A 20,257-nucleotide genomic window follows, 5' to 3' on the forward strand; every position below is an offset into this window, starting at 1 on the left:
TCGCCCGAGTCGAAGGAAGTGCCATGAACGCCATCAGAGATGCGCTCACCGTCGCGACGGGTGTGTCGAACGAATCGAAGGTCAACACCATCGCGGGCCTGGTCCTGCGGTACGGCCTGGTGCTCGTCATCGGCTGGATCAGCCTGATGAAGTTCACCTCGTACGAGGCGTACTCCATCGAGCCGCTGGTCGCCAACAGCCCCTTCATGGGCTGGCTCTACGAGATCTCTCCGTGACCGCGTTCTCCGCGCTGCTCGGTGTCGTCGAGGTCGGCGCGGCCGTGCTAATCGCCGTGAAACCATGGTGGCCGAGGATCTCGGCGCTCGGCAGCGTGGCCGCCGTGGGCTTGTTCATCGCCACGATCAGCTTCTTGTTCACCACACCCGGTATCGGTGAGGAATCGGCCGGCGGGTTCCCGATGTTGTCGACCAGCGGGCAGTTCCTGATCGAAGATGTGGTGCTGCTGGGCGCGGCACTGTGGACGCTGGCCGATTCCGTACGCGCGGCACGGTTGAGCGGGGTTACCCTCTCGGCACGATGACGGCCTTCGCCTTGCTCGTCGAACGTCACAGCGCCGCAATGCTGCGGGTCGCCCGCGGTTATGTCGCGAGCCAGGAAGTCGCCGAGGATGTCGTACAGGAGACCTGGATCGCGCTGCTCAAGGGAATCGACGGATTCGAGGGCAGATCGAGTTTGCGCACATGGCTTTTCGCGATCCTGATCAACACCGCGAAGAAGCGAGGGCTCCATGAGCGGCACACCAGTGACGCCGAGTTCGCGGCGTTCACCGGCGGCACGGTGGATGCGGCGCTTCCGCGGCGCAGACGACCGATGGCCGGGCCACTGGAATGCCGACGCCGCGCCGGCGCCCTTTCCGGAAACCCCGGAAGGGTCGGTGCTGGCCGACGAGATGCTCGGCGTCGCCTGCCGCGAACTCGAAAAGCTTCCCGATCGCCAACGCACCGTCGTGGCCCTGCGCGACATGTACGGATTCGACTCGAAAGGAGTGACCGAACTGCTCGATATCACCATCGCCAATCAACGGGTGCTTCTGCATCGCGGCCGCGCCGCCGTACGGCAGGCGCTGGAGACCTATCTGTCGGAGGAATCATGAGCGTCGACTCCATGGACTGCAACGAACTCGTCGAACTCGTCACCGCGTACCTCGACGGGTCGTTGGATGCCGACACCCGGGCTCGCTTGGACATGCACCTACTGGACTGCGAGGGGTGCGTGAACTACCTGCAACAGTTCCGGACGACGATCACGACGCTGAACAACGTCGAGGACGAACTCGATCCCGCGTTCCGTGACAAGCTGATGGCCGCATTCCGCAACTGGCGGTGAGGATTTCCGCCTCAGGCGACGGTGCTGACGTGCTCGGCCGACTCGCCGATGGTGGCGCCGGCGTCGCCGACGATCGTCCGCATCAACGCCTGGTGCTCGCGGTCGCCGCGGGCGATCGCCCTGGCGATACCGCCGGGCAGGGCGACCGCAGCCGCGCTGCGCGTCAGGTTCACGGGTAGCCGCAGCACCGGGTACCACGGCACATGGGGGCGTAGGCCTAGTGCGCGCATCGTGCGGGGGCCCAGGAAGCCACTGGTGACCGAAAGATGCTGCGCGCGTGCGACACGACGCCTGATCGCGGGCATGGTGTCGTAATGCCAGATCATCGGGTCGTCGGCCATCGGAACCGCAAGCTGCCTCGACGACTCGTCGGGCTCGGCGAGCGCGCCCAGGGTGTGATAGAGCACCCGGATGCTGTCGCGGAACCCGCGCGGCAGCCACTCGTCCTCCACACCCATCAACCATCCGACATAGCGGGTCAAGTGGGCGACGGCGTCGTAATCTTTGGGCCGCAGCACGATTCCCATCCCCACGACACCGACGGCAGGTGCGACGAGTGCACCGATCAGCGTCGCCGCCATATCGGTCTGGTTGATCGGGACACCCCAGTCGTCGGCGCGCCAGTCGGGCATCGCGGACACATGCCTGCGCACCAGTCCGTGAATCAGCCGAACCCGGAGAGTGGACCGGTAGCCGGCGCCCAGGTGTTCGAGACCACCGTCGGAGATGACGTCCATTGCCCACTGCATCGTCTCGGCGAAGCGCTTGTTCGAACCCTTCTCCAGGGCGCCGGTGCGCAACAGTGTCTTGTTGAAACCCGAGAACTGGTAGCCGCCGAGAAGCGATACATCACGCGCGACGTACATGCCGTCGGCGCCGCCGCGACGCAGTGCTTCTGCACCGCGGCGCAGTCTTACCGGGTCCACCCAGTCGGGCAGAGTCTCCACGGCTGTGAAGAACTCGCGCAACGGTTCCGGGGCATCGGGAACCGCATCGATGCCGTAGGTGAGCGCCCGGTCGAACAACGGCCGCGCCTGCTTCACGCCGACGCCTGACATCCACTCGACGAGGCGATCCATCGGTTCGTCTCCGACGGTCAGCCGCTCACCGAGCCTGCGCCACTGCGCTGGTGTGGGTTCACCGATGGCCAGCGCCTTGGCGATGACGCGGATGCCGGCGGGCACGGCGCCAGGCCGCTCGGGGTGTCGCGTCGGGATCGGACGCTGCATGGTCTCGGTTCCCTTCCAGCCCAAACTGACAACGCGTGTAGTCGAAACTATTCGGCGGCGTTACCGGTGTCAATCGACCGGTGTCAATCGTGGCTTTCACAGCCTGCTCATAGGTGCCACATGACGGGCTCATCGAAACAGCTCGCATGATGGCAGCCATGACCGAAACACCATCCGAACCCGCCGCCACTCCAGTGGTCGCGACACCTCACCACGACCACGTCGCCCCCCGACGTTCCAAGCTCGGCGTCGCTGCCGCCTGGGTGGGCATCGCCGCCGGCGTCGTGTTCATCGTCGCGGTGATCTTCTTCTCCGGTTTCATCCTCGGTTCGCACTCGGGAGGCCATCACCGCGGCGGCCATCACGGCGGCCACGACCGTGACGTCTCGATCTTCCATCGCGGGGCGCCGCCGGGCGCCCCGATGGGTCCGGGCGGGTCGTTCGGCCGCCCGCCGTTCGGCGGACCAGGAAACTCGCAGGGGCCGCGCTTCGCACCACCCGAACCGCCGCAGTCACCTGAGGCTCCGACCACCACGGCACCGTCGCGCCCGTAGCGGCGGCCGCTCGACGGATACCGCGTCTGGTGTGCACTCAGATCGCCGTTTCGGCCGTTAAGCGGCTTTTCATCGATCTGAGTGCACACCAGTGCCGAGTATGTGACGGCGAGCGGGACTGCTTGGCCCACAACGCTTTCGGGCACGCGCCGCAACCGTGTTAGAGCCGTGCCGGGGACGGCAACTGAGACGGGTGTCTTGCCGAATATGAGCAGACTGGCATGATCGAGCCCATGAGCATTGAGGTCAAGTACACCGCAGAGTCCACCGCGTCCGGAGGCGGCCGTGACGGCCACGTCCGATCCTCCGACGGCAAGATCGATCTCGACACCCGTCCGCCCAAGGAGCTCGGCGGCAGCGGCGAGGGTGTCAACCCCGAGCTGCTGTTCTCGTCGGGTTACGCGGCATGCTTCCTCGGCGCGCTGCGGCTGCAGGCCAAGAACAACAAGATCGACATCGACGAAGCCACCTCGATCACCGCGCAGGTCGGCTTCGGACCGGACTCCGATGGCGGCTTCGGGCTCACCGCTCACCTGATCGGCTACCTCCCGGGCCTCGAGCAGAGCGTCGCCGACGACCTGATGGCCAAGGCACACGACTTCTGCCCGTACTCGAAGGCCACTCGCGGCAACATCGAAGTCAAGTTGTCCGCGAAGGTCTGACCGGTGCGGGCGGTCGCCGCGGCGAGCGTCGGCGTGGCCATCGGGCTGTCGGTCATGGCACCCGCCGGCCCCGCCGCAGCGCGCCCTTCCGATCCGGGCGTCGTCAACTACGCCGTGCTGCCGAAGGGCTCGGTGGGCAATATCGTCGGCGCCACAATGCGATTCGAGTCGTTGTTCACCGAGCCGGTACAGACCTTCTCGGTCGACCTCCCCGCGTGCAACAACTGGGCGGACATCGGCCTGCCCGACGTCTACGCCGACCCGGATCTGGCGTCGTTCAACGGCGCGGTGACCCAGGAGTCGCCGACGGACGCCACGCACCTGGTCAAACAGGCGGTCGGTGTGTTCGCGACGACCGACGCTGCGGACCGCGCCTTCCGTCGCGTGGTCGACCGCACCGTCGGTTGCAACGGGCAGACCACCGCGATGCACCTGGACAACTTCGCGACCCAGGTGTGGACATTCACCGGCGGGCCGACCACGGCGACGGACGCCGACTGGGTCAAACAGGAGGCGGGCACGGACCGGCGCTGTTTCACCACCACGCGCAAGCGCGAGAACGTCCTGCTGCAGGCAAAGGTCTGCCAGTCCGGTAACGGCGGCCCGGCGGTCAATGCGCTGGCCGGGGCCATGCAGAACACCCTCGGCCAGTAACTCGGGGCTGGGTGAAGGTTGTCGTAACGAAGGCGTCATCCAAAAAGCGCTGGATTTGTCGGTCCCGTCTGGAAGATGGTTGAAGGGACGAACGGTCCACTCCCGGAAGGGGATGGTTGGAATGACCTTCACCATCACGTCCGAGGTAAAGGACGCGCATCCGACACCCAGCCTCTGCACCGAGCTGACCAGTGCCGACGCCGCTGCTCGCCAGGTCGGCGCCGGTTGTCTGCGCGACGGCCCGGTGGGCCGGGTCGGACTCGAGATCGAGGCGCACTGCTTCGATCTGACCGATCCCACTCGCAGGCCCGGCTGGAGTGAGCTCACCGCCACCATCGCCGGCCTGCCACCACTACCGGGCGGCAGCCGGGTCACCGTCGAACCAGGCGGGGCCGTGGAATTGTCTGGTCCGCCGCTCGCGGGCCCGCTCGCCGCGATCGACGCGATGGTCGCCGATCGCACCGTGCTGTGCGCTGCGTTCGCAGGCGCTGGGTTCGGGTTGGTGTCGCTGGGCGCCGATCCGCTGCGGCCACCACAGCGCGTCAACCCGGGCGCGCGCTACCGGGCGATGGAAGCGTTCTTCGCCGCCAGCGGCACCCCCGCTGCGGGTGCGGCGATGATGACCTCGACGGCTTCGGTGCAGGTCAACCTCGATGCGGGTTCACGTAACGGCTGGGCGGACCGGGTGCGGCTCGCGCATGCGCTCGGGCCCACGATGATCGCGATCACCGCGAACTCACCGCTGCTGAGCGGGGAAAACCCCGGCTGGCAGTCAACGCGGCAGCGCGTGTGGAGCCAACTGGATTCGGCCCGCTGCGGCCCGGTCCTCGGCGAGAACGGCGAAGACCCGGCCAGCGACTGGGCCAGGTACGCGCTGAAAGCTCCGGTGATGCTCGTCAACCACGCCGACGCCGACGCCGAACCGGTCCCCGACTGGGTGCCGTTCGCCGACTGGGCCGACGGGCGGGTCGCGCTCGGCGGCCGCCGTCCCACCGCCGCCGACCTCGACTATCACCTGACCACATTGTTCCCTCCGGTTCGCCCGCGGCAGTGGCTGGAGATCCGCTATCTCGACAGCGTGCCGGACACCATCTGGCCTGCGGTCGCGTTCACGCTGGTCACCCTGCTCGACGACCCGACGGCCGCCGAGCTGGCCGCCGAAGCCACCGAACCCGTTGCCACCGCCTGGGACCAGGCGGCCCATATCGGCCTGGCCGACCCCCGGTTGCAGGCGGCCGCGCAGCGGTGCGTGCGGGCGGTCGCCGAACGCGCGCCTGCCGAGCTCGCGGAATCGATGCACCGGTTGGTGCGTTCGGTCGAACAGGGATGCTGTCCGGCCGACGACTTCCGCGACCGCGCCGCACGACACGGGATCGCGTCCGCGGTCACGCAACTGGCACGAGGGGAACTGTGACACCTCGCGAAACGATCGCGCGCGAACTCACCAGGGCACGTCAGCGCACACTGCGCCTCGTCGACTTCGACGACGCGGAGCTGGGCCGTCAGTACAGCCCGCTGATGAGCCCGTTGGTGTGGGACCTCGCGCACATCGGGCAGCAGGAGGAGCTGTGGCTGCTGCGCGACGGAAACCCGGAGCGGCCCGGCATGCTGAGCCCCGACGTCGAACGTCTCTACGATGCGTTCGTCAACTCCCGCGCCAGCCGGGTGAACCTGCCGCTGCTCCCGCCCTCGGATGCCAGGGCGTATTGCGCGAACGTGCGCGACAAGGTGCTCGACACGCTGGACGTCCTACCCGACGACGATCCCGGCTTTGCCTTCGGCCTGGTGATCAGCCACGAGAACCAGCACGACGAAACCATGCTGCAGGCGCTGAACCTGCGAACCGGGCCACCGTTGCTCGACACCGGAGCTGCGCTTCCCGAAGGCCGCCAGGACGTCGCGGGCACATCGGTGTCGGTGCCCGGGGGCGAGTTCGTGCTCGGCGTCGACGCGACCACCGAGCCGTACTCACTGGACAACGAACGCCCGGCACACGTCGTCGACGTACCCGCCTTCCGCATCGGGCGCGTCCCGGTCACCAACGGCGAATGGCGCGGGTTCATCGACGACGGCGGATACGACGAACCCCGCTGGTGGTCGGAGCGTGGTTGGAAGCACCGGACCGAAGCCGGTCTGACCGCGCCGCAGTTCTGGAATCCGGACGGAACCCGCACCCGGTTCGGCCACGTCGAGCAGATTCCCGAAGCCGAGCCGGTCCAGCACGTCACGTTCTTCGAATCCGAGGCCTATGCAGCGTGGGCGGGCGCCCGGCTGCCCACCGAGGTGGAATGGGAGAAAGCCTGCGCGTGGGATCCGGCCGTCGGCGGGCGACGCCGTTATCCGTGGGGCGCAACCGAACCCACCGCCGCCCTGGCCAACCTCGGCGGAGACGCGCTGCGTCCAGCGCCCGTCGGCGCCTACCCGGCCGGCGCGTCGGCCTACGGCGCCGAACAGATGCTGGGCGACGTGTGGGAGTGGACGACGTCGCCGCTGCGCCCATGGCCCGGATTCACGCCGATGATCTACGACCGCTACTCTCAGCCCTTCTTCGGCGGTGACTACAGAGTGCTGCGTGGTGGATCGTGGGCGGTCGCGTCGGGGATCCTGCGGCCGAGTTTCCGCAACTGGGACCACCCGATCCGACGTCAGATCTTCTCGGGCGTCCGGCTGGCCTGGGACGCCGGCGATGAGCCGCTTGCGCGAAGAGAGAATGCCTGATGTGCAGGCATCTCGGGTGGCTCGGCGAACCGGCCTCGGTGGCGTCGCTGACCCTTGAGCCCGCCAACGGCCTTCTGGTGCAGTCGTATTCACCGCGCAGGCAGAAGCACGGGCTGATGAACGCCGACGGGTGGGGTGTGGGTTTCTTCGACGGCGCGACACCGCGGCGCTGGCGCAGCGCGATGCCGATGTGGGGGGACACCTCGCTCGCCTCGGTCGCGCCCGCGCTACGCAGCGGTTGTATCGTCGCCGCGGTGCGATCTGCGAGCATCGGCATGCCGATCGAGGCGACCGCGGCCGCACCGTTCACCGACGGGCATTGGCTGCTCTCCCACAACGGACTCGTCGACCGCGAGGTGCTCCCGCTGTCGGCCTCCGCCGAATCCACCAACGACAGCGCCCTGCTCGCCGCGCTCATCTTCGACCGCGGGCTGGACGCGCTGGGCGACACCATCGTCGAGGTCGCCGCGGCCGACCCGAACGCGAGGCTGAACATCCTGGCGGGCAACGGATCACGACTGGTCGCCACGACATGGGGCGACACGCTGTCCGTACTGCGACGTCCCGACGGCGTGGTCCTGGCCAGTGAGCCGTACGACGACGACCCCGCCTGGGAGGAGATCCCGGACCGGCACCTCGTCGAGGTCACACCGTCAGGTGTGCAACTCGTCGCACTGAAAGGAGCCTGATGGCGCGGGGAGCGGATCACGCGGGCACGCTGTCGTTGTCGAACCACCTGTCGGCGGACTCGGCAGCTAACGCGCTGCGCCGCGACGTTCTCGACGGCTTGACGTCGAGACCGAAGTCATTGCCGCCCAAGTGGTTCTACGATACGATCGGCAGTGACCTGTTCGACCAGATCACGCGGCTGCCCGAGTACTACCCGACGCGTGCCGAGGCCGAGATCCTCACAAACCGATCCGCCGACATCGCTGCGGCTTCCGGCGCCGACACACTGGTCGAACTGGGCAGCGGCACGTCGGAGAAGACCCGGATGCTGCTCGACGCGCTACGTCGCCGCGGGTCGTTGCGCCGGTTCATCCCGTTCGACGTCGACGCGAGCGTGCTGGCCGCCGCGGGCTCGGCGTTACAGGCCGAGTATCCCGGCCTCGAGATCGAAGCCGTCTGTGGGGATTTCGAGAAGCACCTGGACAAGATCCCCCATGTCGGGCGCCGCCTGGTCGCATTCCTCGGCTCGACGATCGGCAACCTCACCCCAGGGCCGCGCGGCGACTTCCTCGCCGCTCTTTCCGACACCCTGCAACCTGGCGACAGCCTGCTGCTGGGCACTGATCTGGTGAAGGACGCCGATCGTCTGGTGCGCGCGTACGACGACAGCGCGGGTGTGACCGCGCGCTTCAACCGCAACGTGCTCGCCGTCGTCAACCGTGAGCTGGACGCCGATTTCGACCTCGAGAAGTTCGCACACGTCGCGGTGTGGAACGCCGGTGACGAGCGCATCGAAATGTGGCTGCGCGCCACCGAAGCGCAGCGGGTGTGCGTGCGCGATCTCGGGCTGACAGTCGAGTTCGACGCCGATGAGGCGATGCTGACCGAGGTGTCCTGCAAATTCCGGCGCGAGGGTGTGGAAGCCGAACTCGGAGCCGCCGGGCTTCGGATGACCCACTGGTGGACCGACCCCGCAGGCGACTTCGGCCTGTCGCTGTCGACGAAATGAGCCTCGCCGATCGGTGGCGGGCGGCCAGGCCGGCGGTGGCCGGAATCCACCTGGACAGTGCCGCCTGTTCGCGTCAGAGCGTCGCGGCGACCGACGCGGCCGTGCAGCACGCGCGCCACGAAGCAGAAGTCGGCGGCTACGTCGCAGCCGAGGCCGCCGTCCCGGTGCTCGACGCCGGACGCGCCGCGCTCGCCGCGCTGACCGGCTTGGCGAGCACCGACTTCGTGTTCACCACCGGCGCGAACAACGCGTTGGACCTGCTGCTCGGCGCGTGGCCCGGACAGCGGACCCTGGCCTGCCTGCCCGGCGAGTACGGGCCGAACCTGGCGATCATGGCCGCCAACGGTTTCGCCGTCCGCGCGCTGCCCGCTGACGACCACGGGCGACTCGACGTCCCGGCGGCAACGCGTCAACTGGCCGCCGACCCGCCCGCGCTGGTGCACCTGACGGCGCTGGCCAGTCACCGCGGGCTGGCGCAGCCGGTGTCGGCGCTGGCCGCCACGTGCCGCGAACTCGGTGTGCCGCTGATCGTCGACGCCGCCCAGGCGCTGGGGCATCTGGACTGCGCGGTCACACCTGCGGCGATCTACGGTTCATCGCGCAAGTGGATCGCCGGGCCGCGCGGAGTGGGGTTCCTTGGCGTCCATCGCGAGCTCGCGGAGCGGCTGCGCCCACGCCTGCCGCCGCCGGAGTGGAACCTGCCCCTGTCCGTCCTGCAGCGCTTGGAGCTCGGCGAGGCGAATATCGCTGCCCGCGTGGGCTTCTCGGTGGCACTCGGAGAACATCTGGCCGACGGACCGGCCGCGGTGCGGGCCCGGCTGGCAGAGGTGGGCCGCATGACCCGCGACGCCGTGGCCGCCCTCGACCGATGGCGGGTCGTCGAATCGCGCGAAGAACCGACCGCGATCACCACGCTGGTCCCCACCGACGGCGCCGATCCGCGGAAGGTCCGCGACTGGCTGATCGCCGAACACCGCATCGTCATCACGTTCGCCGATGTGCAGCGAGCCCCATTCGAGATGACCACGCCGGTGCTGCGGGCGTCACCGCACGTGGACGTCACCGAAGAGGAGCTCGCGCGGTTCGCCGCGGCCCTGGCGGCCGCGGGGTGAGGCCTCAACCGGTCCGGCGCACCAGCAGCGTCGCCCGGTAATCCGACAGGGGCGGGACGTCCTCGGGGGTGCGGGGATACGGGTCGAGCGCCTGCAACGTGAGTGCGTAATCGCCGGTCTGCACGGTCTGCCGGTTCTGCCCTGGCGCGGGGTTGGTGTTGAACTCGAGGGTCTGCTCGCCGGATCGCCCGTCGTCGACCACGACGACGACTCGCGCCTGCCCGGTCCAGAAGCACTCGACCTCGGTCGGGCACCGCGAATCCTCCGGTACCTCGGTGAACCGCAGTCGCAGCGGCTCGGCGGCGATCTCGGCTTGCTGTCCGCCGGCGAGCACGAAGGGGCGATCCAGCGCGGCGTCGACGGTGTCCGCGCGCGCGTGCTGACCGCTGTGGCAGCCGGTCGCCAGCGCCACCAGCACCAGTGACGGCAACAAGAAACCGCGCACGGCCACTCTCACTCGTCGAATCCCTAGCCCCAGGTGTGGACGGGTTCGTTGCTGTGCATGCGCTCGCAGTAGCGGCGCAGCATCTCCGCGAGCGCGACGGGCCGCGCCATACCGCGCTCCTGCAGCGCGCGCACCGTCGCGACCTGCCAGGTGGCGCCGTTGCGGCCGGTCTTGGCGCGTCCCTCGACGACCCCGAGGTACCGGTCGCGCACCTCGGACGCGACCTCCCAGCGGCGCAAGCCCTCGTCGGCCATGGGCAGCAGTTCGCGCAGTATCAACTCGTCGGCGGTCACCTCGCCGTAGCCGGGCCAGTACAGCCGGGCATCCATACCGTGCTGGGCTGCGGTGACGAAATTGTGTTGTGCCGCAGCAAAGCTCATCTTCGTCCACAGTGGCCGCTCCTCCTCGGACAGCGCGCGCAGCGTGCCGTAGTAGAAGGCGGCGTTGGCCATCATGTCGACGACGGTCGGCCCTGCGGGCAGCACCCGGTTTTCCACGCGCAGATGCGGGCGGCCGTTCACGACGTCGTACACCGGCCGGTTCCACCGGTAGATGGTGCCGTTGTGCAGCCGCAGCTCGGAGAGCCTGGGCGTGCGGCCCTCGGCGAGCTCACGGACCGGGTCCTCATCGGACAGCTCGGGCAGCAGCGAGGGGAAGTAGCGCACGTTCTCCTCGAACAGGTCGAAGATCGACGTGATCCAGCGTTCCCCGAACCACACTCGCGGCCGGACGCCTTGGGCCTTGAGTTCGTCGGGCCGGGTGTCGGTGGCCTGGGCGAACAGCTCGATGCGGGTCTCGGCCCACAGTTCGTGGCCGAAGAAGTACGGGGAGTTGGCGCCCAGCGCCACCTGCGGACCGGCCAGCACCTGAGCGGCGTTCCAGTTCTGCGCGAAGTCGCCCGGCGACACCTGAAGGTGCAATTGCATGCTCGTACACGCCGACTCGGGTGCGATGGTGGCGGTCTGCAGGCTCAGCCGCTCCGGCCCGACGATGTCGATCAGGATGTCCTCGCCGCGGGCGGTGAAGATCGAGTCGTTGAGCGCCTGGTACCGCGTCGACTCGCTCATCCACCGGCCCGCGAGGTGCTCGGGCAGCAACGTCGGCAAAATCCCGATCATCACGATGTGCGCGTCGTGCCGGTTGGCCTTCGTCTCGGCCGCATTGAGGCTCGCCCGGACCTCGGTCTCCAGGTCGAGCGCGGCGCGCCCGGGCAACCGCCGCGGCGGCACATTGAATTCGATGTTGTAAGCGCCCAATTCGGTCTGATACGCCGGATCGGCGATCGCGCGCAGGACCTCGGCGTTGCTCATCGCGGGCTGATAGGCCGAGTCGACGAGATTGCACTCGATCTCCATCCCGGTCAGCGGCCGCTCGAAGTCGAAGCTCGACTGGGCGAGCATCGTCTCGAAGACGTCGAGGCACTGCTGCACCTTGCGGCGGTACTCCCGGCGGTGCGCGCCGCTGTAGCCGGTGCCCTTCACTTCCTCGCCCACACCGCCATTGTCCATCGTCGGCGAGCGTCCGTGTCTGTACCTGGACACGCCGCGATTCGCGAGCATTGTGCGGTCACTCGCGGGAGATGCGGCGCGCATAAACGGCGCCGCGGTGGGTAGGTGAGGCAGATGGATGTCACCGTCACCTTCATCGGCACCGCCACCACGCTGATCTCCGGCGGCGGAATTACCCTGTTGACCGACCCGAACTTCCTGCACCAGGGGCAGCACGCGTACCTCGGATACGGGCTGCTGTCCAAGCGGCTCAAAGGACCGGCGCTGGACATCGAACAGTTGCCGGCCCTCGACGCGGTGGTGCTGTCGCATATGCACGGCGACCACTGGGACCGGGTGACGCAGAGCCGCCTCGACCACGATCTTCCGATCCTGACCACTCCGCACGCCGCCAAACGGCTGACTCATCGCGGGTTCGGCCGGTCGTTGGCGCTCGACACCTGGCAGCAGCACACGATCACCAAGGGGACGGTGAGCGCCACCGTCACCTCGCTGCCGGGTCGGCACGCTCCCACGCCGGTCGACCGGTTCCTGCCGCCGGTGATGGGCAGCATGATCGAGTTCTCCGACGGCGCTGCGCGCCGCAGGCTCTACGTCTCCGGCGACACCCTGTTCGTCGACGAATTACGGGAAATACCAGTGCGATTCGAATCGATCGACGTCGGCGTGCTGCACCTGGGCGGTACCCGGCTGCCGTTCGGCAGGCACCTGCCGTTCGGGCTGACCGTGACGATGGACGGACAACAGGGCGCCGACGTGGTCGAATTGCTGAACCTTCCCAAGATGATTCCGGTGCATTTCGACGACTACGGGGTGTTCGCGTCCCCGCTGTCCGACTTCGTCCACGAGATGAAGCGCCGTGGGCTGTCCGATCGGATCATCGAATTGGAGCGCGGTTCCTCGGTCACGGTTTGATACTTACGCAGTGTCAGCACAATGGCCGGGCGAGCTGGACCAAGGAGGCCTGGAACAGGTCTCGAGGGTCGACCGCGTCGCATCGCTCACGGGTATCCGAGCCGTCGCCGCACTGCTGGTCATGGCCACCCACGCCGCGTACGGCACCGGCGCCTACAACCGCGGATACGTCGGGCTGATGTTCGCACGTATGGAGATCGGCGTCGCGATCTTCTTCGTGTTGTCGGGATTTCTACTGTTCAACGGATGGGTGCGCTCGGCGGCGACCGGCGCCGCGCCGCCACCGATACGCCGGTACGCCCGAAATCGGGTGCGGCGCATCATGCCGGCCTATGTGGTGACGGTGTTGCTGGCGTTCGCGCTGTACGAGTTCCGGCCCATCGAGCCCAATCCCGGCCACACCTGGCACGGCCTGGTCCGCAACCTCACGCTCACCCAGATCTACAGCCGCGAGTACATCACGGCCTACATGCATCAGGGGTTGACCCAGATGTGGAGTCTCGCGGTCGAAGTGGCGTTCTACGCGGCGCTGCCGGCGCTGGCCTACCTGCTGCTGGTCGTCTTGTGCCGGCGCCAGTGGCGCCCCGGTGTACTGCTGGCCGCGCTGGTGGCGCTGGGTGCGCTGAGCCCGCTGTGGCTGTTCGTCATCCACACAACGGACTGGCTGCCCAACGGCGCGGGGTTGTGGCTTCCGCACTACCTCGTGTGGTTCGTGGGCGGTATGACCCTCAGCGTGCTGGCGCGCACCGGTTTTCGCTGTTATACCGTGATCGCGCTGCCGCTGGCGGTGGCGGCGTACCTGGTGGTGTCGACACCGATCGCCGGGCGCATCGACGCTCCTGCGCTCGATCTCGGCCAAGACATCGTCAAGGTGATGTTCTACGCGGCGATCGCAACGCTGGTTGTCGCGCCGTTGGCCCTCGGCGACACAGGCTCCTACGCAAGGCTACTCAGCAGCAGGCCGATGGTGTGGCTGGGTGAGATCTCCTACGAGATCTTCCTGCTGCACGTGATCGTGATGGAGATCGCGATGGTGTCGGTGCTGCAGTGGCGCGTGTACACCGGTTCGGTGGTGGTGCTGTTCGTCGTGACGCTGATACTGACGATTCCGGTTGCGTGGCTTCTGCATCGGCTCACCCGTCCGCGAACCTGACCTGCAACGATCGACGTTTGACAAGTAAAAAGACGGGTATCACCCTCGGCGTGAGGATGATTGGGTCTCTGCTGGCGCGCCATCCGGGTCTGTACGACGTGCTCGATGCCTTCATCGAGTTCGGCTATCAGCGTTGGCCGTTCGGTCGCAACGGATCCGGGGCGCCGCGTTGAGCCACGACGACCTGAGGGCTCAACAACCCGCCGCGTAGCCCGACCGCGATCGCGGGGTCGGCATACGCGGCCAGTGCCCGCAGCGCCGACGGACTGTAGGAGCGCAGCGAGCTGATCACGCCGTCGTGTACGAAGGGCAGCAATGGAACGAACGGCAGCATGGTCGCCAGGCGCACCAGATGCAGCGGCGACGGCGGTCGCGGCAGATCAATGACGACCAACTTGGCTGCCACCCGGGTGCCTTCCGAGATCGCTCGCGCGGCCGCGGCCGGCGGCAGGTGATGAAACGACAGCGCGAAGACCGCGAGGTCGAACGAGGCGTCGGGGGCGTCGATCGCCGTGGCATCCATCTCACGGACGGTCGCGCGGGGGTTCTCCCCGAGGTCGCCGGCGGCCATCGCCGTCACGTTCGCCGCGTCCACGTCGGTGACGGTCAACCGCGCTGAGGGGTGCCAGGCGAGCAGCGTGCGCGACAGCGCGCCGTGACCCGCCCGGAGTTCGAGGATCTTCGGGTCCGCGACGTCCTCGACCTCGGCGAGCGCGATCTCGGCGAACCGCTCGGTGCTGCCGAACCGTCCGCCGGTCCACTCGAGCGCGCGGATCACGCTGCGCTTGCGGGCGGCGTCGACCGGCGCGTCGGAGTCACGGTCCAGATACTCGAGCCGATCGGTCTGCAACAGGCGGTCCAGGCAGGACGCGTCGGGACCGCCGCGCGGCATGCGGTCGATCTTGGATGCGCTCAGCGTTCCGGCTTCAATCCCGGCGGGCTTTTCGGCCATGTAGTCCATGATGGACGACGGACCGCAGCAAGAGGGGAGCGCGAGTTGGCTGGAAACGCCGAGTTCATCGCCGCGATCGATCAGGGCACCACGAGTACTCGATGCATGATCTTCGACCACGGCGGCGTCGAGATCGGTCGCCATCAGCTCGAGCACGAACAGATCCTGCCGAAAGCCGGGTGGGTAGAGCACAATCCCGTCGAGATCTGGGAGCGCACCGCGGCCGTCATCATGTCCGCGCTCAACAAGACGAACTTGTCGGCGACCGACCTCGCCGCGCTCGGCATCACGAACCAGCGCGAGACGACGGTGGTGTGGAACAAGCAGACCGGCAGACCGTATTACAACGCGATCGTGTGGCAGGACACCCGCACCGACCGCATCGCCTCGGCACTGGACCGCGACGGTCGCGGCGACGTGATCCGCGGCAAGGCCGGCCTGCCGCCGGCGACCTACTTCTCGGCAGGCAAGGTCCAATGGATTCTGGAGAACGTCGACGGCGTACGGCGCGACGCCGAGAACGGCGACGCGCTGTTCGGGACTCCGGACTCGTGGCTGTTGTGGAACCTGACCGGAGGGACCCGCGGCGGGGTGCACGTCACCGACGTCACCAACGCCAGCCGCACCATGCTGATGAATTTGGAAACGCTCGACTGGGACGACGAGTTGTTGTCGTTCTTCGACATACCGCGACAGATGCTGCCCGAGATCAAGCCGTCGTCATGCCCGGAGTCCTACGGCATCACCCGCGACAACGGGCCCCTTGCCGGCCAGGTGCCGCTGACCGGAGCGCTCGGTGACCAGCAGGCGGCCATGGTCGGGCAGGTGTGCCTGAGTGCGGGGGAGGCCAAGAACACCTACGGCACAGGCAATTTCCTTCTTCTCAACACCGGCGAGAAGATCGTCCGGTCGGAGAACGGGCTGTTGACCACGGTGTGCTACCAGTTCGGCGACGCGAAACCCGTTTACGCCCTTGAGGGTTCGATCGCGGTCACCGGTTCGGCTGTGCAGTGGCTGCGTGATCAGCTCGGCATCATCAGCGGCGCGGCGCAGAGCGAGTCTCTGGCGCGCCAGGTCGACGACAACGGGGGCGTCTACTTCGTTCCGGCGTTCTCCGGACTCTTTGCGCCGTACTGGCGTTCGGATGCCCGCGGCGCGATCGTCGGGCTGTCGCGGTACAACACGAACGCACACTTGGCCCGCGCGACACTGGAGGCGATCTGCTACCAGAGCCGTGACGTCGTCGACGCGATGGAAGCCGACTCCGGTGTGCACATGGAGCTTCTCAAGGTCGACGGCGGTATCACCGCCAACGACCTGTGCATGCAGATCCAAGCCGACGTGCTCGGTGTCGACGTGGTCAAGCCCGTCGTCGCTGAAACCACCGCGCTGGGCGCGGCCTATGCCGCCGGCTTGGCGGTCGGGTTCTGGGAGAATGCGGACGACCTGCGGGCCAACTGGCAGGAAGGCAAGCGCTGGACGCCGTCGTGGAGCGACGAGCAGCGCGAATCCGGTTATGCCGGTTGGCAGAAGGCGGTGCAGCGCACGCTGGACTGGGTCGACGTCGATTAGCCGGCCGCGTCGAGGTCGCGTTTGGTTTCATCGTCGAGTTCGATGCCGGCGACCGCCGTGTTCTCCTCGAGATGGGCCACCGACGACGTGCCGGGGATCAGCAGCACGTTCGGTGCGACGTTCAGCGTCCACGCGAGCACGATCTGGGCCGGCGTGTGCCCGAGCTTTTCGGCCTCCCGCTTGACCGCCGGATGCCCCAGCACCGGGTTGTCGGCGACGAAGCCCGAGCCCAGCGGGAAGAACGGCACGAACGCGATACCGCGCTCGATACACGCGTCGAGCACCGGCTGCGAGCTGCGGTCGATGAGGTTGTAGGCGTTCTGCACACAGACGATCTCGGTGCGGTCCAGCGCGATCCGCAGATGGTCGACGCCGACGCCGCTCAACCCGATGCCGCCGATCAGACCTTCGTCGCGCGCCTTGATCATCGCGGTCAGCTCCCGGTCGAACAGCTCCCGGTCGACCGCCGCAGCCGCAGTGGGGTCGTCGGAATGGATGCGCAGGTTGACCGCCGCCAGTCGGTCGGTATCGAGCGTGCGGAGGTTCTTTTCGATGTCGGCCCGCAGTTCGTCGGGCTGCTGTGCAGGCAGCCACGCACCGACGTCGTCGCGGCGAGCACCCACTTTGCTGACCAGAGCGAGATCGGCGGGGTAAGGATGTAACGCCTCGCGAATCAGTTCATTGGCGACGTCGGGTCCGTAGAACTGCGAGGTATCGATGTGGTTGATGCCGAGCTCGACCACCCGCCGAAGCACGGCCAGCGCCTGCTCGCGATCGCGCGGAGGACCGAAAACACCCGGACCCGGCAGTTGCATCGCGCCGAAGCCGACGCGTCCGACATGAATTGAGCCCAGCGGCAAGGTTTGCATACTCAATCCGTACACCCTGCCCGCCGGGTTTATTCGACGAGGCGGCTCCTCGGATCAGTCGATCTAGCCGATGTGGCGTCGATCTGCCCGATCACCGAACGGGCCCACTCCGCGTGCATCGTGTGCATACGCAGTCCGTAGTCGAGGGCCGCCAGCCCGAAGTCCGGTCCCTCGCCGTCGCCCCAGTCGATCGAGTCGCGCAGCGCTTCGAGCCGCTTGACCTCGGCGTCGGCACGCTCGGCCATCTCCGTCAATTGCGCGCGCGCCTGCTCGCGGGGGATCTCGCCGAGCAGGAAAACCCGCAGAAGGCTCGTACTGCGAAAAGGCGGATCGTCCTGGGGGTTGCTGATCCACCGCCGTAGTTCAGCTCGCCCCGCGTCGGTGATCTGGTACTCCTTGCGCCCCCGCGGGCCGATCGCGGCGACCTCGATCAGCCCGGCATCGGCGAGCTTGTTCAGCTCGCCGTAGAGCTGGCTCTGGGTGGCGGGCCAGACATTGGCCAGCGATTCCTCGAAGAGCTTCAGCAGGTCGTATCCGCTGCCCGGCTTCTCGGCGAGCAGGCCCAGCGCGGCGATTCGCAGACTCACCGCGTAATCGTACATCCACTATTGACAGGTCATTATTGACATGTCAGTGTGGACCTATCGCAGCACGCAAGGAGATCCCATGACCGAGACGACGGAATCCACGCTCTTCGGCGCGGACGAATTCTTCAGGCGCGGCAACTATGCGCCCGTCGCAGACGAACTGACCGAGTACGACCTGCCCGTGGAGGGCGCCATCCCGGCCGAACTCGACGGTTGGTATCTGCGCAACGGCCCGAACCCGCGCCAGGCCGCCGCGCACTGGTTCACCGGCGACGGCATGATCCACGGCGTCCGCATCGAGGACGGCCGCGCCAAGTGGTATCGCAACCGCTGGGTGCGCACCGACAGCTTCATCGAGGACTTCGGACTTTACAACGCCGACGGCACCCGCAACCTGCGCTCGAGCGTGGCCAACACCCACGTCGTCAACCACGCGGGCAAAACGCTGGCACTCGTGGAATCGTCGCTGCCCTACGAGATCACCAACGATTTGGAGACGGTCGGGGCATACGATTTCGGCGGCAAGCTGCTGGACTCCATGACCGCTCACCCCAAGATCTGCCCGCGGACCGGCGAACTGCACTTCTTTGGATACGGCAACATCTTTGCGCCGCACGTCACCTACCACCGCGCCGATGCCAACGGCGAATTGACCGTCAACCGGCCGCTCGAGGTCCCCGCCCTGACGATGATGCACGATTTCGCCCTGACCGCTTCTCACGTGGTGTTTATGGATCTGCCGATCGTGTTCGACTTCGACGTCGCGACGAAGGGCAACGATGAGATGCCCTACCGCTGGAACGACGACTACGGCGCCCGCCTCGGTGTGCTGCGCCGCGACGACCCCTTCGGCGAGGTGCGGTGGTTCGACATCGAACCCTGCTACGTCTTCCACGTCGCCAACGCCTACGACGACGGGAATTCGATTGTGCTGCAGGCGGTCCGATATCCCGAGTTGTGGCGTGACACCGATGGTTTCGAGGCCGACGCTGTGCTGTGGACGTGGACGATCGACCTGTCGGCCGGCACCGTCACCGAGCGCCAACTCGACGACCGCCCGGTCGAGTTCCCGCGCATCGACGACCGCCTGGCGACACTGCCCGCGCGCTACACCGTGGTGGTCGGCGACGGTCGTCTACTGCGCTACGACCTGACCACGGGCGACGCGGTCGAGCACGCATTCGGGACCCCCGGTGCGCCCGGCGGCCCAGGTGAGGCGGTGTTCGTTCCGTCGTCATCGGGTGTCGCCGACGAGAGCAGCGGTTGGTACCTCGGCTATGTATACGATCCCGCGCGCGACGGCAGCGATCTCGTCATCATCGACGCCGCCGACTTCGCCGGTCCGCCGGTCGCGAGAATCGCGCTACCGCAACGTGTTCCCTACGGCTTCCACGGCAACTGGATCACCGGTTGATATCGGGTGGGCTCCCTCATCCTGGTGGTGCGAAGCCGCCGGGATCGGGTGGCGCCGAATACCGCTGAGGCGGTGATGAATACCAGCCCGCCGGCGGTGGGGGTCCCGGCCATGGCGGCGGCGCAGGCATGACCTGCAGGCGGGCCAATTCGCGGCGGTGACGCTCGGCCAGCACCGCGGCGAGCACCATCTGCGGCGGTGTCCCCGGAGGCGGGGGCGGGGAGATCTGCGCGACGACGTCGGCGGTGATGCGGTACGCCATCTGATCGCGCACAGTCGGATGCAATTGCGCTGCGCGGCCGAGGAACTGGCGTGCCAGCTCGGCCTGCTCCGGCTGCAGCCCGGAGAGCTGCAACGACGATGCCCACCACGCCAACTGCGGCGGCATCGGCGGGGGAGGCGACATCCGTGGTGTGCGCTCACTGATCACAATGGTGCCCGCGAAGATGTCACCGAGCCGCTTCCCTTTGGCCGACAACAGGCTGCTGATCACCGCAGGACCACCGGCCAGCATCCAGATCTCGATCACACCGGACAGCGCGCGAAAGAACGCCTGCCGGAACCGTTCTGGGCCGCCGTCTTCGGACACCACCCGAAGGCCCATCGCCATCTTGCCCAGCGAACGCCCCCGGGTGGCGGTCTCGAAAACGAGCGGATATCCGAGCAGGGCGAGCACGGTGAAGATGATCAGCACTGCCGCCGACAGCGCCGGGTCCAATTGGGTCAGCGTCAGGCTGAAGAGCAGAATGCCGATCAGGTAGAGCAGGAACACCACGGTGATGTCGATCAGCGCGGCGACGGCACGCACGGGGAGCTGGGCGATCTGGACGTCGAGGACCACCGCGTCGCCGGTCACGACGGGTTCCTGCTGCCAGACCATAAGGGTCA

20 protein-coding genes and 2 pseudogenes are annotated in these 20,257 nt (G+C 67.5%); 15 read left to right on the top strand and 7 right to left on the bottom strand.

Features of this window, described 5'->3' with window-relative positions; translation table 11 throughout:
- The first annotated feature begins 23 nt into the window (after positions 1–23).
- The 3 genes and pseudogenes from A5759_RS07775 to A5759_RS07785 all read left to right on the top strand — a co-directional run bounded on the left by A5759_RS07775 (position 24) and on the right by A5759_RS07785 (position 1,347).
- A pseudogene (locus A5759_RS07775) lies at positions 24–541 on the top strand (YkgB family protein).
- Positions 538–1,114, top strand: a pseudogene (locus tag A5759_RS07780) (RNA polymerase sigma factor). The pseudogenes A5759_RS07775 and A5759_RS07780 overlap by 4 nt, the downstream one beginning before the upstream one ends.
- A complete protein-coding gene (locus A5759_RS07785; RefSeq protein ID WP_197505994.1) occupies positions 1,111–1,347 on the top strand; it encodes an anti-sigma factor in 237 nt (78 codons plus the stop codon). The pseudogene A5759_RS07780 and the gene A5759_RS07785 overlap by 4 nt, the downstream one beginning before the upstream one ends.
- A gap of 11 nt (positions 1,348–1,358) precedes the next feature.
- Here the strand turns inward: A5759_RS07785 and A5759_RS07790 are convergent, their stop codons facing one another.
- Positions 1,359–2,576 carry an oxygenase MpaB family protein gene (locus A5759_RS07790; protein ID WP_068196116.1) on the bottom strand — a complete coding sequence of 406 codons (1,218 nt, stop codon included), beginning with the start codon at positions 2,574–2,576 and terminating at the stop codon, positions 1,359–1,361.
- Positions 2,577–2,734: 158 nt separating this feature from the next.
- Between A5759_RS07790 and A5759_RS07795 the strand changes: the two genes are divergently transcribed.
- From A5759_RS07795 to egtE, 8 genes are all read left to right on the top strand, one after another.
- Entirely contained in the window at positions 2,735–3,130 is a 396-nt protein-coding gene (locus A5759_RS07795; RefSeq protein WP_369816177.1) for a hypothetical protein, read from the top strand.
- A gap of 233 nt (positions 3,131–3,363) precedes the next feature.
- Positions 3,364–3,792, top strand: a complete 429-nt coding sequence (locus A5759_RS07800; RefSeq protein ID WP_174523486.1) for an organic hydroperoxide resistance protein — start codon at positions 3,364–3,366, stop codon at positions 3,790–3,792.
- Positions 3,793–3,846: 54 nt separating this feature from the next.
- Positions 3,847–4,446, top strand: coding sequence for a sensor domain-containing protein (locus tag A5759_RS07805; RefSeq protein WP_068196118.1), 600 nt, complete (start codon positions 3,847–3,849; stop codon positions 4,444–4,446).
- Positions 4,447–4,567: 121 nt separating this feature from the next.
- Entirely contained in the window at positions 4,568–5,860 is a 1,293-nt protein-coding gene (egtA, locus tag A5759_RS07810; protein WP_068195953.1) for an ergothioneine biosynthesis glutamate--cysteine ligase EgtA, read from the top strand.
- Positions 5,857–7,164: an ergothioneine biosynthesis protein EgtB gene (gene egtB / locus A5759_RS07815; RefSeq protein ID WP_068195956.1), complete on the top strand. Its 1,308-nt coding sequence runs from the start codon at positions 5,857–5,859 to the stop codon at positions 7,162–7,164. The genes egtA and egtB overlap by 4 nt, the downstream gene beginning before the upstream one ends.
- A complete protein-coding gene (gene egtC / locus A5759_RS07820) occupies positions 7,164–7,853 on the top strand; it encodes an ergothioneine biosynthesis protein EgtC (protein WP_068195958.1) in 690 nt (229 codons plus the stop codon). The genes egtB and egtC overlap by 1 nt, the downstream gene beginning before the upstream one ends.
- A complete protein-coding gene (gene egtD / locus A5759_RS07825) occupies positions 7,853–8,842 on the top strand; it encodes an L-histidine N(alpha)-methyltransferase (protein ID WP_068195960.1) in 990 nt (329 codons plus the stop codon). Before egtC ends, egtD begins: the two co-directional genes overlap by 1 nt.
- The gene (gene egtE, locus A5759_RS07830) at positions 8,839–9,954 is read left to right on the top strand and encodes an ergothioneine biosynthesis PLP-dependent enzyme EgtE (RefSeq protein WP_068195961.1); all 1,116 of its coding nucleotides are present in this window, start codon (positions 8,839–8,841) and stop codon (positions 9,952–9,954) included. Before egtD ends, egtE begins: the two co-directional genes overlap by 4 nt.
- Before the next feature lie 4 nt (positions 9,955–9,958).
- Here egtE and A5759_RS07835 read toward each other — a convergent pair whose 3' ends face one another.
- Positions 9,959–10,405, bottom strand: coding sequence for a hypothetical protein (locus A5759_RS07835; RefSeq protein WP_231984585.1), 447 nt, complete (start codon positions 10,403–10,405; stop codon positions 9,959–9,961).
- Positions 10,406–10,422: 17 nt separating this feature from the next.
- On the bottom strand, positions 10,423–11,892 hold the full coding sequence (locus tag A5759_RS07840; protein WP_068196123.1) for a glutamate--cysteine ligase: 1,470 nt from the start codon (positions 11,890–11,892) through the stop codon (positions 10,423–10,425).
- Positions 11,893–12,021: 129 nt separating this feature from the next.
- Between A5759_RS07840 and A5759_RS07845 the strand changes: the two genes are divergently transcribed.
- Positions 12,022–12,822, top strand: a complete 801-nt coding sequence (locus A5759_RS07845; protein WP_068195966.1) for an MBL fold metallo-hydrolase — start codon at positions 12,022–12,024, stop codon at positions 12,820–12,822.
- A 10-nt stretch (positions 12,823–12,832) separates the two neighbouring features.
- A complete protein-coding gene (locus tag A5759_RS07850; RefSeq protein WP_068195968.1) occupies positions 12,833–13,975 on the top strand; it encodes an acyltransferase in 1,143 nt (380 codons plus the stop codon).
- Between the two features lie 127 nt (positions 13,976–14,102).
- On the opposite strand, the gene A5759_RS07855 is transcribed toward A5759_RS07850, so the two are convergent.
- Positions 14,103–14,936 (bottom strand): class I SAM-dependent methyltransferase, encoded by an 834-nt coding sequence (locus A5759_RS07855; protein WP_369816178.1) that lies wholly within the window; start codon positions 14,934–14,936, stop codon positions 14,103–14,105.
- A gap of 96 nt (positions 14,937–15,032) precedes the next feature.
- Here A5759_RS07855 and glpK point away from each other — a divergent pair, with 96 nt between their 5' ends.
- On the top strand, positions 15,033–16,499 hold the full coding sequence (gene glpK, locus A5759_RS07860; RefSeq protein WP_068195971.1) for a glycerol kinase GlpK: 1,467 nt from the start codon (positions 15,033–15,035) through the stop codon (positions 16,497–16,499).
- Here the strand turns inward: glpK and A5759_RS07865 are convergent.
- Positions 16,496–17,368 carry an oxidoreductase gene (locus A5759_RS07865; protein WP_068195974.1) on the bottom strand — a complete coding sequence of 291 codons (873 nt, stop codon included), beginning with the start codon at positions 17,366–17,368 and terminating at the stop codon, positions 16,496–16,498. The two genes, glpK and A5759_RS07865, sit on opposite strands and share 4 nt — an antisense overlap.
- Before the next feature lie 29 nt (positions 17,369–17,397).
- On the bottom strand, positions 17,398–17,955 hold the full coding sequence (locus A5759_RS07870) for a PadR family transcriptional regulator (protein ID WP_082961774.1): 558 nt from the start codon (positions 17,953–17,955) through the stop codon (positions 17,398–17,400).
- A gap of 79 nt (positions 17,956–18,034) precedes the next feature.
- On the opposite strand from A5759_RS07870, the gene A5759_RS07875 reads away from it, so the two are divergent.
- Positions 18,035–19,369, top strand: coding sequence for a carotenoid oxygenase family protein (locus tag A5759_RS07875; protein ID WP_068196129.1), 1,335 nt, complete (start codon positions 18,035–18,037; stop codon positions 19,367–19,369).
- A 16-nt stretch (positions 19,370–19,385) separates the two neighbouring features.
- On the opposite strand, the gene A5759_RS07880 is transcribed toward A5759_RS07875, so the two are convergent.
- A complete protein-coding gene (locus A5759_RS07880) occupies positions 19,386–20,249 on the bottom strand; it encodes an RDD family protein (RefSeq protein WP_068195977.1) in 864 nt (287 codons plus the stop codon).
- Positions 20,250–20,257 lie beyond the last annotated feature (8 nt).

This window comes from Mycobacterium sp. 852014-52144_SCH5372336 (genome assembly GCF_001665615.1).
GTDB lineage: Bacteria > Actinomycetota > Actinomycetes > Mycobacteriales > Mycobacteriaceae > Mycobacterium > Mycobacterium neumannii_A.